The 15617-nt window shown below is 57.3% G+C and carries 14 protein-coding genes; 13 read left to right on the plus strand and 1 reads right to left on the minus strand.

Translation table 11 applies throughout. From position 1 onward, the window contains the following. Positions 1 to 14 precede the first annotated feature (14 nt). The 13 genes from B0G83_RS19055 (at position 15) to B0G83_RS19115 (ending at position 14310) form a co-directional block, all read left to right on the plus strand. Positions 15 to 1181 carry a polysaccharide biosynthesis/export family protein gene (locus tag B0G83_RS19055; RefSeq protein WP_105508965.1) on the plus strand — a complete coding sequence of 389 codons (1167 nt, stop codon included), beginning with the start codon at positions 15 to 17 and terminating at the stop codon, positions 1179 to 1181. A gap of 170 nt (positions 1182 to 1351) precedes the next feature. Next, complete coding sequence (locus B0G83_RS19060) at positions 1352 to 2698, plus strand: FkbM family methyltransferase (RefSeq protein WP_258167967.1); 1347 nt, start codon at positions 1352 to 1354, stop codon at positions 2696 to 2698. A gap of 68 nt (positions 2699 to 2766) precedes the next feature. Continuing rightward, the gene (locus tag B0G83_RS19065; RefSeq protein WP_105508966.1) at positions 2767 to 5193 is read left to right on the plus strand and encodes a DUF4214 domain-containing protein; all 2427 of its coding nucleotides are present in this window, start codon (positions 2767 to 2769) and stop codon (positions 5191 to 5193) included. A gap of 76 nt (positions 5194 to 5269) precedes the next feature. Continuing rightward, positions 5270 to 6430: a glycosyltransferase gene (locus B0G83_RS19070; RefSeq protein ID WP_146120258.1), complete on the plus strand. Its 1161-nt coding sequence runs from the start codon at positions 5270 to 5272 to the stop codon at positions 6428 to 6430. 63 nt (positions 6431 to 6493) lie between these two features. Beyond that, positions 6494 to 7648 carry a glycosyltransferase family 4 protein gene (locus B0G83_RS19075; protein ID WP_105508968.1) on the plus strand — a complete coding sequence of 385 codons (1155 nt, stop codon included), beginning with the start codon at positions 6494 to 6496 and terminating at the stop codon, positions 7646 to 7648. Between the two features lie 96 nt (positions 7649 to 7744). After that, positions 7745 to 8860 (plus strand): WcbI family polysaccharide biosynthesis putative acetyltransferase, encoded by a 1116-nt coding sequence (locus tag B0G83_RS19080; RefSeq protein WP_258167968.1) that lies wholly within the window; start codon positions 7745 to 7747, stop codon positions 8858 to 8860. A gap of 81 nt (positions 8861 to 8941) precedes the next feature. Next, the gene (locus B0G83_RS19085) at positions 8942 to 9682 is read left to right on the plus strand and encodes a glycosyltransferase family 2 protein (RefSeq protein WP_258168012.1); all 741 of its coding nucleotides are present in this window, start codon (positions 8942 to 8944) and stop codon (positions 9680 to 9682) included. Then, complete coding sequence (locus B0G83_RS19090) at positions 9679 to 10308, plus strand: phosphodiesterase (protein WP_105508971.1); 630 nt, start codon at positions 9679 to 9681, stop codon at positions 10306 to 10308. Before B0G83_RS19085 ends, B0G83_RS19090 begins: the two co-directional genes overlap by 4 nt. After that, complete coding sequence (locus tag B0G83_RS19095) at positions 10301 to 10933, plus strand: HAD family phosphatase (protein WP_105508972.1); 633 nt, start codon at positions 10301 to 10303, stop codon at positions 10931 to 10933. The genes B0G83_RS19090 and B0G83_RS19095 overlap by 8 nt, the downstream gene beginning before the upstream one ends. A gap of 32 nt (positions 10934 to 10965) precedes the next feature. Next, positions 10966 to 11658 (plus strand): glycosyltransferase family 2 protein, encoded by a 693-nt coding sequence (locus tag B0G83_RS19100; RefSeq protein WP_219849031.1) that lies wholly within the window; start codon positions 10966 to 10968, stop codon positions 11656 to 11658. Beyond that, complete coding sequence (locus tag B0G83_RS19105; protein ID WP_105508974.1) at positions 11655 to 11975, plus strand: hypothetical protein; 321 nt, start codon at positions 11655 to 11657, stop codon at positions 11973 to 11975. The genes B0G83_RS19100 and B0G83_RS19105 overlap by 4 nt, the downstream gene beginning before the upstream one ends. A gap of 118 nt (positions 11976 to 12093) precedes the next feature. Continuing rightward, the gene (gene gmd / locus B0G83_RS19110) at positions 12094 to 13134 is read left to right on the plus strand and encodes a GDP-mannose 4,6-dehydratase (RefSeq protein ID WP_105508975.1); all 1041 of its coding nucleotides are present in this window, start codon (positions 12094 to 12096) and stop codon (positions 13132 to 13134) included. Positions 13135 to 13197: 63 nt separating this feature from the next. Continuing rightward, positions 13198 to 14310, plus strand: a complete 1113-nt coding sequence (locus B0G83_RS19115; RefSeq protein ID WP_105508976.1) for a glycosyltransferase family 1 protein — start codon at positions 13198 to 13200, stop codon at positions 14308 to 14310. Positions 14311 to 14317: 7 nt separating this feature from the next. Here B0G83_RS19115 and B0G83_RS19120 read toward each other — a convergent pair whose 3' ends face one another. Continuing rightward, complete coding sequence (locus tag B0G83_RS19120) at positions 14318 to 15589, minus strand: glycosyltransferase family 1 protein (RefSeq protein WP_258167969.1); 1272 nt, start codon at positions 15587 to 15589, stop codon at positions 14318 to 14320. Positions 15590 to 15617 lie beyond the last annotated feature (28 nt).

Here is a 15617-nt window from a genome sequence, read left to right on the forward strand (position 1 = left end):
AACTGTTGCAATAAATGTCGCGTCTGTCTAGCCGTATGGTTTTTGCCGCAGTCGCCTTTGGGGCGATCTCGCTGAGTGGTTGCTCGAGTATTCCGACTTCCGGGCCCAGTACTTCACAGATTAACAATGCCGGCGCTGCCGCCAATCCGGCGGGGATCCAGATTGTCGATGTGACGGATGAGGTCGCGGGCAAGCTCTTTGCGGAGCGCAGTATTGGCGATTTCTCGGCTACGTTGGGTAATAGCACAACGTTTCAGCAACAGCTTGGCGTGGGCGACACGATCGAAGTGTCGATCTGGGAGGCGCCGCCCGCCACGCTGTTCGGCGCTGCGCAAATCGATTCGAAGGGCGGCACGACCAATGCGCGTGTAACGGTTCTGCCCGATCAGACAATCGATGGAGACGGCAAAATCAATGTGCCTTTCGCCGGCGAATTGAGAGCCGTGGGGCGTACGCCGACGCAATTGCAGCGTGATATCACGGCACGCTTGAAGAACATCGCGCACGATCCGCAGGTACTGGTGAAGCTCTCGCGCAACGCGACCTCGTACGTCACGGTGGTGGGCGACGTGGCGAGCAGCAACCGGATGCCGCTAAGCGCGCGCGGCGAGCGTCTGCTCGATGCGTTGGCGGCTGCCGGCGGCGTCAAGCAGCCGGTCGACAAGATCACGCTGCAGGTCACGCGCGGCGACATCGTGGCGTCGCTGCCGCTCGAGACGGTGATTCGCGATCCGCGCCAGAACGTGCCGTTGCATGCGGGCGACGTAGTGACGGCGCTGTTTCAGCCGTTCAGTTTTACGTCGCTCGGCGCGACCGGCAAGAATCAGGAAATCAATTTCGAAGCGCAAGGTATTACGCTGGCGCAGGCCTTGGCTCGCGCGGGTGGGTTGGAAGATTCACGCTCCGATGCGCAGGGCGTGTTTATTTTCCGACTCGAAGACGCGAAGGCGTTGCCGTGGCCGAATACGCCCGTGCGTACTACCGCGGACGGCAAAGTGCCGGTGGTGTATCGCGTGAATCTGCGTGACCCGAACTCGTTCTTCGTCGCGCAGAGCTTCATGATGGATAACAAGGATCTGCTGTATGTGTCGAATGCGCCGATCGCCGAGGTGCAGAAGTTCTTGAATGTGGTGTTCTCGGTGGCGTATCCGGTGATTACGGGGGTTCAGACGTTTAAGTAGGGCGGCGCCGAAGTTTTTCATTTTCAGGCGACGCAGTCATTGCAGCCGTTGCGCAATTCATACAGGGATGCCATGTGTAGCGGGTTCTTAGGCTTCGGCCTGTCAGCGTTTGCGAATTCGCAATTGCCATGCCATCGAGTTTGCGCGAGTCGGATTCTGCGGAGCGTGCGGTGAGCATTACTTCTTATGCTCAAAACTTTGAAGACGTCATGCTGTGGCGTGCGCTCGGACATATCGAGCCAGGTCGATATGTCGATATCGGCGCCCAGGATCCGATCGTCGATTCCGTTTCACTCGCATTCCATGAGCGCGGGTGGCGTGGGGTGCACGTCGAACCGACACCGCATTACGCACAGTTGCTGAGAGAGCAGCGAGTTGGCGACGTGGTGATCCAGGCTGCAGTTGGAGAGAACTCGTCCGTGCTGCGTTTCTTCGAGATTCCTGGTACGGGGATATCGACAGCGGACGCCGCGATAGCGGAACAACATCGTCAACGGGGTTTCGATATTCACGAAATCACTGTGCCGTGCATTGCGCTCTCGGCTGTTTTTGAGGCCGCTGGCGAAGGGGAGATTCATTGGCTGAAGATCGATGTGGAGGGTTTTGAGCGCCACGTGCTTTCCGGGTGGGGCGCGTCGTCGGTTCGACCGTGGATCGTGGTGGTGGAAAGTACGCTTCCGCTGACGCAAATCGAGGATTACGGCGATTGGGAGTCGATCCTCATTGGTTACGGTTACAGCTTCGCGTATTTCGATGGATTGAATCGGTATTACGTTGCGACAGCTCACGCTGAACTCAAGGCTGCATTTCGTTCGCCCCCCAATGTATTCGACCGGTTTCTATTAAGCGGGACCTCTAGCTCGCCATTTCATAGTTTGATCGAGGCGCGGTACAACGAGCGTTGTGTTCAGGCGAGTGCTGAGGCGGATCTCAAGGTCGCGGACGCAAATCGTAACGTCGAGCAACTGATCGCCCAGATCGCTGCCCTCGAGCACGCGAGAAATGAGGCTGAGCACAATGCCGAGTCGCGGATGCAATTGTTGTCGCAACAGGCGGACATGTTTCGACAGGAAGCAGAGGCGCGCCGGAACGAGTTGGCGCAAAGAGATCAGTTTTTTGCCGAGCAACTGCGCGCAAACCAGGCCGGCTGCGAGGAGCTATTTACCGCTTATGCGCAAACATCTGAGAATGAGCGGGCTCGTTTGGAGTCGACAATTCTGGGCGCCATAGGCGAGCTGGCCGCGCGTGACGAAGAACTTGCTAATCATCTGTCTGCCTTGCGCGAGCAGAGCGATAGAGAGTCCGCAATGCTTGCGCACATAGACTCGCTGCAACGTTCACGTGAAGCGTTCGAGGGTGAGGTGACTGAGTCCGCTCTGGCGCGCAGCGAAGATATCGACAATCTGCAGCACAAATTGGCGGCGACTCAGGACGAGCTGGCAAGTATTCGGACTGCCTGGTCGTGGGTCGCGACCTCTCCGTTCAGAAGAATTTTTGGGCGACGCCAATCTCGTTAGCCGAACAACGTCGGCATCAGGCGAGAGCAATCAATCAAGAAATTTCGGTGCGTATTCGGAAAGTAAAAATGTCAAGCAATCCTTTTGCCGGTGCGGCGTTTGATTTGAATTCGTTGTTGTCGGCGGACGATATTCAATTTATCGAGAGTGCTTACTTCACGCTGTTGAAAAGAGCGCCCGATACGGACGGCATGAGCTATTACCTCACGCGCTTGCGCAATGGCGCGCCGAAGATTCAGGTTCTTGCACAACTGTCGAATTCTGACGAAGCGCGGGCGACGGGTGTCGATCTTCCGGGCCTCAAGGAGGCAATCCGAACCTACAAGTTCACGCAGCTTCCGATCGTTGGTCCTTTGCTCAGGCCCATATTGAAGCGCGATGGCGGTTCGAAGCCGGCTTCGGCTGGCCAGCATGCGGACGGCAGATCCACCATCAAGGGAAATGCCACACGAGCGAAACACGTCTCCGACGTTAAAAAGGATGCGGCGATTCCGTCTCAAGGCATGGTCGCGCCCTCCGCAGCGCTAGAGGTCGACGATGCATTGAAGGCATTGCTGGCTACGTCGTCGGAAGTTTTCTGGGCAGGCGATCGACCACCGCTCGGCTGGATGAAATCAAGCTCGCGTATTTACGACCCGAAATCCGATTTCAGGCTTCCGGCCGATTTCCACCAAAGCTTCGATCTGGTTTACCTGACCGAGCGGGACCTGGGGGCGATCAAGGCATGGCCACTGGTTGTGGACGAGGCGTTGCGCCTGCTTGCCCCCGGCGGAAAGCTGCTGATGCGCGTGTCGAACACGGCATTGCTGACTAACTTCGAGTTGAAGAACCTGATTGCCGAATGGGGCGACACGAAGATCGTCTTCGAGCATACCTACGATGCGGGGCCATGCCTGTTTGCCGTGATGAACACGCGCACCGAGCGTCGTACTGCCCAGCTCACGGGTTTCTCATTCGGCGTGGTCACCGACGGCAAGCGTCCGGAGTTGCTGCGCGCGTTTATCGAAAGCGTGGAAGGCGTCGAGCGTCTGCCAGGTCAAACGGTAGAGTGCATCGTATGCGGACCGGACTCTTTGAAGGCCGAGTTCGGAGAAAAGTACAAGCACGTTGTGTTCGTTCGCCAGCCCGACGAATTTCCGAAGCTCGGTTGGATCACGAAGAAGAAAAATCAGATTGTCGAGGCTGCGACTACCGAGAACCTGGTCATCGCTCACGATCGCTATGTTATTCCGCCGGACTTTATCAAGAACCTGGCGGAGTACGGCTCGGACTACTCGGTCCTCGTTTGCCGGCAAACCCGGCCAGACGGCCGACGCATGCCGGACTGGGTTGCGCTGGGTGGTGAATGGTCCATGACGTCACCCGCCACACTCGAATACGGCGACTGGTCGCGTCACGTCTTTATCAACGGCGGAATCATGATCGCCAAGGCGGACGTGCTGAAGCGTGTGCCCTGGAACGAACTCCTTTTCTGGGGGCAGGCCGAAGACGTCGAGCTGACGCGCCGTCTGCGCTCCGCGGGCTACGTGGCCCGGCTCGCGAGAAATGTCGAGGTGGTCTCCACGACCATGCGAAAGGGGTTGATGGACGGATTTGAAGCGATGCCGGTGGTCGCGGATAAACACATGATCCCCGGTGGCGGTCAGAACCCGGAACAGGCAACCCCGGCAGTGGGATTCGGACGGAAAGTCAACTTCGGCGCCAAGTGGGGCCAAAAAGCGACCCAAATGGGCGTCTACGTCGACGCCGCTTGGGACATCAGCGCGGATTCGATCGTGCTCGATGCCGAGACTTACGGCGAAATTACGTTCAAATTGCCCGTCACGCCGACGGGCGCGATCGTTCTGCAGATGGAAGTCGAGAGCACTCAAGTTTTACCCACGATATTGGCAAACGACGTGCTTGCGATAGTGACGTCGATTTCCGCGTCGCAATTGCGGGTAGAGGTGTCGGGCGAGGCATTTCTCATTAGCAACATTCTGCGGTTGCACAGTTACGTTGCCACCGGCGAATTCAAGCTGCGCCATATCCTCGTAGAAGCACCGGCGGTCGAGCGTGCGCCACATGCGGAAGGAAAGCAGCTGTTTTCAGGCGGAGAAACCGGCGTTGCAGGGCTCGGGGAAGGTTGGTCCCAGCCCGAATCGTGGGGTTGCTGGATGCTTGGCGACGAGGGGCAAGTACTGCTTCACTCCAGTTTCGCGGAAAGCGACCTGGTTATCGAAGGCTGCGCAAAGGGGTTCGTCAGACCGCCGGCGACAAGGACCGTGGTCAGCGTCGCTGTCAATGGAATGGCGGTTGGCCATTTCACGCTGAAGGCAAGCTTCGACGATCAACCGTTCCACTTCAGCGTGCCAAAGGAATTGATCGGCTCAGACGCCGCACTCCGAATCACGTTCAAGCCTCACGATCCGTGCTCTCCGCAAGAAATCGGCATGAATGCGGATCCGCGACTGCTCAGCCTTGGGCTAGTGAGTCTCGAGGTCAGGAAGGCGTAAAGGACAAACAGTCACGTAGACCGTCTTGTTGGCGTTGCTTCGCACGCGCCAGTAGAAGATTGTTCAGGAACTTAGAGTGGGGGGCATCATCAAGGCCTTATTTATTGTAGAACCGGATTTCTTGAGCCTTCATGTCGGAGTAAGGCGAGTCATTCTTTACTATGCGGCGAAGCTCGAGAATCGCGGTTGGCGCGTAACCTTCGGTGCGCCGAAAGAAGGGAAGATATTTCGCGGGCAATTTAGTGCCAGGCGGACGGCCACCCACGTGCAGCCTTCGCGTGCGCCTTACTGGTCGTCGCGAACCGGCAACAGTGCGACCGATCAAACGGCGGCCGGGTCCAGGCCGCCGTTCGCGATCCAATGGAGCGAAGAAACCATCGATCCGGACGAGTTCGACGTCAATGTAGTCACCGCGCCATGGGTATGTGATCTGGGCGTTCCCCCCATGCCTCGGGTGGTTGGCATCGTCTACGATCTGGTGCCGAATCTGTTGGCAACCGGTTGTTTGCGCTTTCCGAACGAGTTGGACGTCTACGACTTTGCGCAGCAACACGATGTCGGGTTCCGCTACTACCTCGCAAACGCCGAGCGGATTGCCTGTATCAGCGATTCCACGCGCGTGGACTTCATGAGTCTTTATCGCACGGCGAATCGGGTGCCGTCGGTGATAACGGATATTTCATTCGAGTGCACTGCCAGCCAGCTCGGTACGCAGGCGACGCGCACAGTGCTGCTCGTGAATGTGCTGGACTGGCGCAAGAATCTCAAGAACATCGAGTTGATCCTGACGGCCGCCGCCAGGCTCACGTCGTTCCGCCTGCGTGTGGTTGGCAAGGAGCGCATCGGCATGGCCGACGCTTTGCGGTTCTTTTCCAACATGGAGAACCTGGGACTCGACGTCGAGTGGTATCGCGATGTCGACGACGCGGTTCTGGCGAACCAATACGCGCAGGCTTCCGTGCTGCTGTTTCCTTCGGTGTATGAGGGGCTTGGGCTGCCGATTCTGGAGGCTCAGGAGTACGGTGTGCCGGCAATTACATCCAACGTCTCGTCATGCTCCGAAGTCAATATGAATCCGGGCATCTGCTTCGACCCAACTGATGTGGCCGGTATGACTGCCTCGCTGGTGGAACTGGTGAACGGAGAGTCCGATGTGCTTCAAGGCGCGCCGCTGAGGGCTGCGCTGGACAGGTTCCTCGCATCGAACTGCCGGCCTTTGGACGTGTTCACATTCTAATGACTTGTTAAGCTGCCCGACGGCATAAGCGCTGGCGGAAACCCGGCACACTCTTTGAACCCAATGAGCAATTCCAAGCTTAAAAACATCAAGATCTCCGTTGTCTGTCCGTGGTTCCTGCGGGGGGATGCCGTGGGGCATTCCGCGCATGATTACTACCGGGCATTGCGAGAGGCCGGCTTTACCAACGTGCGTGGACTCGGTGTTCGCAACGATTTCCCGGATATGGATTTCGAGGTGTGTGAAGACGCGAAAAGTCTCGAGGACAACCGTTGGTTCAAACAGTCGGATCTGATTGTTTACCATTTCGCTATCCACCATGAGCTTTTCGAGGCGTTGGGCAACCCGGAGAAAAGCGGAAAGCACGTCGTGTGTTTTCACAATGTGACGCCGAAGCACCTGACTCCCCGGCGGATTTGGGATGTCATCGATCGGTCTTTTGCGCAGATTGCGCTCTTCAGGCACGCGCACACAATCTGGGTGGACAGCCGCGAGAATGCAGAGGAATTGACCCGCCAGGGCATCGAAAATTTGCCTGTCGTGGAGTTGCCGATTGCCGTTGATCGTCCCGCGATCGGCGCGCTGGAAGACAAGCCTCGCAGACGGGTCGACCTGCTGTGCGTCGGGCGTTTCTTCCCTTCAAAGGGCATCGTGGACATTATCGACGCCCTGGCCGTCGTGAAGAAAAAGACCGACCGGCATTTCGTGTTGCGTCTGGTCGGCAATACGGATTTCTCCGAGCCCGATTACGTGCGCGAAGTCAAGGAGAGGCTGCGCTTGTACGGGCTCGGCGAACATGTCGACTTTATCGGCAAAGTCGACGAAGCGACGCTCGCACGAGTCTTCCGGCAATCGCACGTACTCGTCTCGGGGTCCTACCACGAGGGGTTTTGCGTACCGGTTATCGAAGGGTTGCGCGCCGGCATGATTCCCGTGACATATGACGCAGGTAACTTGCGCTGGATCGCAGGTGGACGTGGTCGTATCGTGACGACGGGAAGTGTGGGTGGACTGGCACAGACCTTGATTGAAGTCATTGAAGGTGTCGCGGAGTCGTTTGAGAATCCTGGCGCCGCTGTATTACCGCTGGACGGCGGCATGAAGTCGGCCCGGCAATTCTCGGAAGACGCGAAGGCCTATGCGTCGAGTTTCAGCTTCGACAACTTCACGGGACGACTCGAAAGAGCCGTCACGCGTGTGTTCGCGGAAAATGTCTAGAAATTGCACTGTTCGTTTGTGGTCGCTTTGCAGCGATGTACTCATCTCGGCGCGATTACCACGGTGGAAATTCGGTGAGCGGGAACATAAGTTTAGGTGCGAATTTTGAAGATATACATACACGCAAACTGTCAGGGCGCCGCGCTGGCCAGACTCATGTCCGAGACTCGCCCTGATGATGTTCAGGTCAAGTACCGCGAGGTTTTCAGTATCGATATCCAGACCGAATTTGAGAATTTCAAGTCGGATATCGAAGAGGCCGATGTGATCATCTCCCAGCCGGTAGCGGACAACTATCGCGACGTGGAATGGTTGTCGACCGACTGGCTATGCCATAACAGATCGTCGCACTCCAGGCTGATCATCGTTCCGGCGATTTATCACCGCGGCCAGATTCCTCAATGCTTTCCGCTCAAGGACTTCTACGACGGACGGCTTGCTTATCACGACGCCCACGCGATCGACTACTTTCTCGAGGGCAAGGACGTGAATTCGTTTCTGAGCGATACGCAGAGGAGCGATTTTTTTCAGCCCGACTTCGTCAGATCGGAGGCGTTTCTCACGACCCGTGAATTGCTTCGCCGTGAGCACGCAGCGGGCTGCAATGTATTGGTTTCGGACATTATCGAAGCGTACTCAACGACCGATCAACCGCTATTCGCGGTCAATCACCCATCCCGGGCCGTGTTGGCGACGCTTGGAAACCGGGTGCTCGACATGCTGGGTGTCGAATGGCGAATCCCGTCGGCGGGTGCCGAGGTTCTCGACCAGATCGTGATCGCACCTTATCTGTCGGCAGCGATCGCGCTCGGACACGAAGGAACCGGTCTGCGACTGGATGAAATGCGTTCGCAGAGTACATGGGAAAGCCGCGCGGAGTATTTCTCTCACGTATTCGATGCCTACAGGGCAATCGGCGCGGAGCGGCTACGCGAAGCCATGTCGGGGAATGGGGAACTGACGGCCTATCTGCAGCGCTTCAGGCGCTCGAAAGGCGCGGTTCAGTTCGAAGACCGCCGGAAACTGGTCGAGTCTCTGTACCGGACATTCCTCGGACGCGAGCCGAATTCGGGAGAGGTATTGCACCATCTGCAGTCGCTGGAATCGCGAGGTTTTGATGCGCTAGTGACTGTGTTCCCGAGTTCACAGGAATTCCACGCCGCAGGCGGAGGTCGAACCCTGGACGCAAGATTTCCTTTCAACGGCGATTGAGCCGTATGAAAACGCGGTAGCAAATATTTTCGAAAAACAAATCATCTGGAACAGAGAGAAATGCTCAATATTGTGATTCCTATGGCGGGGGCCGGAAGTCGTTTCGCAAAGGCTGGGTACACCGACCCGAAGCCGCTGATTCGTGTTCACGACGTGCCTATGATCAGACTCGTTATCGAGAATCTCAGGCCGTCGGAAGCGCACCGTTTCATCTTCATTTGCCAGGCTGAGCACATTGCCGATTATGGCTTGACGGCGCTGCTCGAGGCCTGGGCGCCGGGTTGCAAGATCGTTGCGCTCAATGGCCTGACGGAAGGGGCGGCCTGCACGGTGTTGGCGGCGAAGGAATTGATCGATAGCGACGATGCGTTAATGATCGCCAACAGCGATCAATACGTCGATGTCTCCGTCGATACCTACCTGGAGCAGCTTTCGAAGCACGATCTCGACGGCCTGATCATGACCATGACTGCGGACGATCCGAAGTGGTCGTTTGTCGGTTTCGATGCGCAAGGCAAGGTCAACCGGGTTGTAGAGAAGGAAGTGATCTCCCACGAAGCCACGGTCGGCATCTACAACTTCCGGCGTGGCCGCGATTTCGTCCGCGCGGCGGAGTCGATGATCGCGAAGGATTTGCGGGTGAACGGCGAGTTTTACGTGGCGCCGACCTATAACCAGCTCATCGACGAAGGTCAACTGATCGGCGTTCACAACGTCGGCAGCGTCGGCGCGGGCATGTATGGACTGGGTATTCCCGCCGACCTCGATGCTTTCCTGGTGCATCCCGTGTCGAATCGTGCTGTCGAAGCGGTGGCGTCATGATCGTACTCAGTCACCGCGGTTACTGGCAGGACGCAAAAGAGAAAAACCAGGAGATCGCATTCTCCCGCTCGTTCGATCTCGGATTCGGCACGGAAACGGACATTCGCGACAGAAACGGCGAGCTCGTCATCTCCCACGATATGCCGAACGGAAACGAACTGACGCTAACCGATTTTCTTCGGATCGTCGGCACGCGTAACCTGCCTTTGGCGCTGAACATCAAGGCGGATGGTCTCGTCGGTGCCCTCAAGGACGCGTTGGGTCGAGGCACGCTAAGCAACTGGTTCGTGTTCGACATGGCCGTGCCGGATATGCGGGCGTATTTGCAGGCAGGCATTCCTGTATTCACGCGCATGAGCGAGGTGGAGCGAACGCCGGCATGGCTGGAGCAATCAGTGGGTGTATGGCTCGACGGATTTTCCGACGTCTGGTACGACGCTGCCACGATTGAATCACTGCTGCGCGCCGGTAAGGAAGTCTGCGTGGTTTCTTCCGAGTTGCACGGCCGGGATCCGGCCGCGCAATGGCATATGTTGCGCGGCCTGCCTGCGCATCCGGGACTGATGTTATGCACGGATGATCCGGAGAAAGCACAGCTTTTTTTTGGAGACCAGATCAATGATTAAGGCCGTAATTTTCGATATGGATGGGGTCCTTATCGAAGCAAAAGACTGGCATTACGATGCCCTCAACAGAGCGTTGCGCCTGTTCGGGTTCGAGATCAGCCGGTATGCCCATCTGACCACTTACGACGGCCTGCCGACCAGCAAGAAGCTGGAGATGCTGTCGCTGGAAAGCGGACTGCCGCGTGAACTGCACGGCTTCATCAATGAGATGAAGCAGGCCTACACGATGGAGTTGGTGCATTCGCTCTGCAAACCGCGCTTTGTCCATGAATACGCGCTGTCGAAGTTGAGCGCGATGAATTACAAGCTGGCCGTGGCATCGAATTCGATTCGCCAGACCATGGAAGTCATGCTGAAGAAAGCGCGGCTCGACGTCTATCTCGATCACGTGATGTCTGCCAGCGACGTGACGCAGGGTAAGCCGTCGCCGGAAATTTATCTGAAGACGATCGAGCGTTTGGGTTTCGAACCCCACGAGTGCCTGATTGTCGAAGACAACGAAAATGGTATCCGGGCCGCTACTGCAGCCGGCGCACACGTGCTCGCCGTTCGCGAAGTGGAAGATGTCAATATTTCGAACATTCTGAACCGCATTCGACAAGTCAACGAGGAGGCCCTCGCATGAATATTCTGATTCTGGCGGCGGGTGGCGCCGAGTTGCACGACGGCGACTATCCTCTTTGTATTGCTGAAATCGACGGTAAGCCGCTGATCCAGTGGGTCATCGACGCCTGCAGCGAAATACACGACGCGAAGTTCATCGTGGCATTGCGTGAGCAGGACATTCGGCGCTACCACCTTGGGAACATGGTCGGCTTACTCTCGCCGCGCGCGACGGTGCTTTCCGTGCCTGAGAACACGCAGGGCGCCGCATGCACGGCGTTGCTCGCGACGCCGAACATCGACACGGATGAAGAACTGCTGATTCTGAACGGCAATGACTTGCTGGAAGCGAATTTCAGCAGCATCGTGGCGAGCTTTCATAACCGCGATCTGCATGCGGGGACGGTCACATTCTCATCGGTGCACCCGCGTTATTCGTACGTGCGCTGCGATGAAGACGGACTGGTCGTCGAAGCCGCCGAGAAGAACCCCATCAGCCGCGCGGCAACGGCCGGGTTCTACTGGTTCAAGCATGGAGCGGAGTTCGTCAGGGCCGTTCAGAACATGATTCGCAAGAATGCGTCGGTGAATGAACTTTTCTATATTTGCCCTTCGCTTAACGAGCTGATTCTGGAGCAGCGACGCATTGGCACGCACGCGGTGGAGTTGAGTCACTACCACCCCATGAAAACACTGCAACAGGTTTCCCAGTGCGAAACCTTGATTCTTCAAAGGCGGTCGGAATGAATAGCGCAAAACTGGATGACATGGTGAAGGGATGGTTTGTCGGCGCATTTTCGCCGACGGCTTTCAGTACCGAGAATTGCGAAGTCGCGGTCAAACGCTATAAGGCGGGCGAGAAAGAATCGGCGCATTACCACAAGGTGGCGACGGAGATCACATTGATTCTTTCCGGCAAGGTTCGCATGGCAGGAAAGGAGTGGGGCGAAGGCGACATCGTCGTGCTCGAACCGGGCGACGTGACGGATTTCGAAGCGCTGACCGATGCAGTCAACGTTGTCGTCAAGACTCCGGGTGCGTTGAACGACAAGTATGTCCTGTAAGGCTTCCTGGAGGCCGTGCAGTCGAGGTAAGCGCGACTCGGACGTCCACCGGGCACATGCCGGCGTTCGCCGGGATGTACAAAGAGAAAAATTAATTTAGAGCGGGCAAAAGAGAGCCATGAGTAAGAGTATTGCGATTGTTACAGGCATCACGGGACAAGACGGCGCGTATCTCGCAGAGCTTTTGTTGAACAAGGGTTACGTCGTATACGGCACCTATCGCCGTACCAGTTCGGTCAATTTCTGGAGAATTGAAGAGGTGGGCGTATCGGCGCATCCGAATCTCCACCTGATCGAGTACGATCTAACGGATCTCTCGTCGAGTATCCGCTTGCTTCAGCAAACCGGTGCCACGGAGGTGTACAACCTCGCGGCCCAAAGCTTCGTTGGCGTGTCTTTCGACCAGCCGATCACGACCGCCGAGATCACCGGCGTTGGCCCCGTCAATCTTCTCGAGGCCATCCGGATCGTCAATCCGGCGATCCGCTTCTATCAGGCAAGCACGTCGGAGATGTTCGGTAAGGTGCAGGCTATTCCGCAAGTGGAAAGCACACCGTTTTATCCGCGTAGTCCCTACGGTGTTGCCAAACTGTACGCGCACTGGATGACGATCAATTACCGCGAAAGTTACAACATCTTCGGTTGCAGCGGGATTCTCTTCAATCACGAATCTCCGCTGCGCGGCCGCGAGTTCGTGACCCGGAAAATTACCGATAGCATCGCCAAAATCAGTCTGGGCAAGCTGGACGCGCTCGAACTCGGTAATCTCGATGCGAAACGCGACTGGGGCTTCGCCAAGGAATACGTCGAAGGTATGTGGCGCATGCTGCAAGCGGACAAGCCCGACACTTACGTGTTGGCCACGAATCGCACGGAAACCGTGCGCGATTTCGTTTCGATGGCCGGTAAGGCCGCTGGTCTGGATATTCGTTGGGAAGGTAAAGACGAGAACGAAGTGGGCTATCTCGTCACGTCAGGCAAGCCGATCGTTAAAATCAATCCGAAATTTTATCGGCCGGCCGAGGTCGAGTTGCTGATCGGCGACCCCGCAAAGGCGCGTGCCGAACTCGGTTGGGAGCCCCGGACAAACCTGGAGGAGCTTTGCCAGATGATGGTGGAAGCGGATATCCGTCGCAACAAAAGCGGATTCTCGTTCTAGGCAATGACAGACCGTACGGATCGACGTGGGGAAGAAGAGATGGGTAATGCCGGAGCGCAATAGGTGAAGTTAATCTTTTCGGTGGATGCCTTGGTGCCGCCGCTCACAGGTATTGGGCGTTACACGTGGGAACTGGCGCGCCATTACTCGGCGCAAAGGTGGAATGTCGACTCCGTGCGGTTTTTTCGACCCAATGAATGGATTACCGATCCCGAGGAATTGCTTCGATCACCCATGCCGGGCAGAAAGCGCGGGTATCTGCGGCGGCAAATACCGAAAAGTTGGCGCGCCTGGGCACTCGGGAAGCAGATGCGAGGCGCTGTCTTTCACGCGCCCAATTACTTCCTGCCTGATTGCGTGGATTCGGGGATCGTTACCGTACACGATCTGTCGGTTTTCAAGTATCCGGAAACCCATCCGCTTCAGCGCCGGCGGCATTTCGAGGCCGGGTTCGCTTCGACATTGGCGCGTGCTGCTCACATCATCACCGACTCAGAAGCGATCAGGCTTGAGGTGGCTGATTTTTTCGGCTGGCCGTTGGACAGGATTACGGCCATTCCGTTGGGCGTGAGCGAAGCGTTTAGACCGCGACTGGAATATGAGCTGGCTGAATTCTTGCGAAATCGAGGTCTCGTTTTTGGTAATTATTCGCTTTGTGTGTCCACTCTGGAGCCGCGCAAAAGGGTCGATCAACTTGTCCGTGCTTATGGCCGCTTGCCGATTGCCTGGCGGCAGAGATTTCCGCTTGTGCTCGCAGGCAGCAGCGGGTGGCTCAGCGAGGATCTTCAAATTGAATTGAAACGCGGTGAGGAGGAAGGATGGCTCCGCTATCTGGGCTTTGTGCCCGAGGCCGAGTTGCCTGAGTTGTACGCGGGCGCGCGGGCATTTTTCTTTCCCTCGGCGTATGAGGGTTTCGGATTGCCTGTTCTCGAAGCGTTGGCGAGCGGTGTACCGACCTTGACCTCCAATTGTTCGTCATTGCCGGAGGTGGCCGGCGGCGCCGCATGGCTGGTCCAGCCGGATGATGCTGATGCGCTGCTGGACGGTATCGAACATGTGCTGCTGGACGATGCGTGGCGCGCGGCTGCGGTGGAGCGAGGTCTGCGCGTCGCAGGGCAGAGAAACTGGGCGGCCTGCGCGAGTCAGACCCTTGAACTCTGCCGCCTTTTTGCCTGAAGGCGAACTACGCCAGGTCGGCGAGCAGATGCTTCAATTGCGTCGCGCTTTCCGCCCAACTCAGGCATTGCATGGCTTGGCTCGATGGCGCTTTATGAAGTGCCAGAAGGTCGAGCCATTGATTGATTTGCGGCGCGAGTTCCGCTCCAGATGCTGCGTTGAAATACGTCGCGTGTTCGTTAGCGACTTCCCGGAACACCGGGATGTCACGCGCAAGGATCGGCAATCCAAAGTGCGCGGCTTCAATTAGCGGTAGGCCGAAACCTTCGGCTTCCGACGCAAAGATCAGACCGTCGAACGACGAGTACATTTCAGACAGCTGTTCGTCAGTCGCATTGTCAAGCCAGATCAGCCGCTTGCCCCACTGTGGGTGTGTCCGCAGTCGGCTCACCAGTTTTTCGACATGCCAGCCGGTTTTTCCGGCAATGACAAGCGTAGCGTTGGCGTTGTTCGCCCAGAGAGTTTCGAACGCATCCAGCACCAGCGCGTGGCCTTTGCGCGGTTCGAGCGTGCCGACCATCATGATCGTTTGACCGGTCAGCGGGCGTCGATGCGTGGAAGGCGTCGCTGAAGCGTCGATCGACGAATGCGTCATGTGAGCGCTCAAATCCGCGCCGAGATGAAACCAGCGCACGTCGAGGTTGTTCGTTGCAGGGCCGAGTCTGTTATCCAGCCATGTTTGAGTTTCCTTTGCGACGGTGCGGGAAATGCAAAAAACCGCATCCGCGTGAATCGTCAACGTATTCAACCAGCGCCGGAACGATTTCCGCGCGACCGGCGTGAACCACTGTGCGTTGGTCAAAGGCAGCAGGTCATACACGATGAAACACTGGCGGACGCCTCGGGCGCGCCATTCGAGCAGATCGAACTGGCGGTAGGGAAGCGCGCGTCCGGATAAGTCCAGTCCGAGAAAGATGTCCCCATTCGTGACGCGAATGGGTGCAGTCGAGGCAGAAGGCTCCGCGTCTGTTAGTGGGCCGGGATAGCTGTCCGCATACTCATAAGCGCGCTTGCGGGTCGCCCGAACGGGGCGGACCTCGAACCCGTCCGGAGGCGAAGCAATAAGTTGGGTAAGCAGGGAGCGAACTACACGTTGAATGCCGGTGCCCGCGTCGTGCGCTGCAATGATCGAAACGTCGACGAGTAATTGCCGCCTTGGTTGGGCGGTAACGCGAGTACCGGCCGCTGCGTGTACAGCCTTTCGAGCACGCGCGGCGAGCCACGCTGGACCTCGCGCAACCACGAGACGAAGGAGCAGCGCTTTAAGACGGTTGCTCAAGCTGCGCCCCTCGTGCGGCCGACGCGTT

The sequence above is a fragment of the Paraburkholderia sp. BL21I4N1 genome (assembly GCF_002973525.1).
GTDB lineage: Bacteria > Pseudomonadota > Gammaproteobacteria > Burkholderiales > Burkholderiaceae > Paraburkholderia.

Coding starts and splice junctions, on each gene's coding strand:
- B0G83_RS19095 (WP_105508972.1), top strand. CDS start 10,301: ATGATTAAGGCCGTAATTTTCGATATGGATGGGGTCCTTATCGAAGCA.
- B0G83_RS19055 (WP_105508965.1), top strand. CDS start 15: ATGTCGCGTCTGTCTAGCCGTATGGTTTTTGCCGCAGTCGCCTTTGGG.
- B0G83_RS19090 (WP_105508971.1), top strand. CDS start 9,679: ATGATCGTACTCAGTCACCGCGGTTACTGGCAGGACGCAAAAGAGAAA.
- B0G83_RS19065 (WP_105508966.1), top strand. CDS start 2,767: ATGTCAAGCAATCCTTTTGCCGGTGCGGCGTTTGATTTGAATTCGTTG.
- B0G83_RS19075 (WP_105508968.1), top strand. CDS start 6,494: ATGAGCAATTCCAAGCTTAAAAACATCAAGATCTCCGTTGTCTGTCCG.
- B0G83_RS19105 (WP_105508974.1), top strand. CDS start 11,655: ATGAATAGCGCAAAACTGGATGACATGGTGAAGGGATGGTTTGTCGGC.
- B0G83_RS19085 (WP_258168012.1), top strand. CDS start 8,942: ATGGCGGGGGCCGGAAGTCGTTTCGCAAAGGCTGGGTACACCGACCCG.
- gmd (WP_105508975.1), top strand. CDS start 12,094: ATGAGTAAGAGTATTGCGATTGTTACAGGCATCACGGGACAAGACGGC.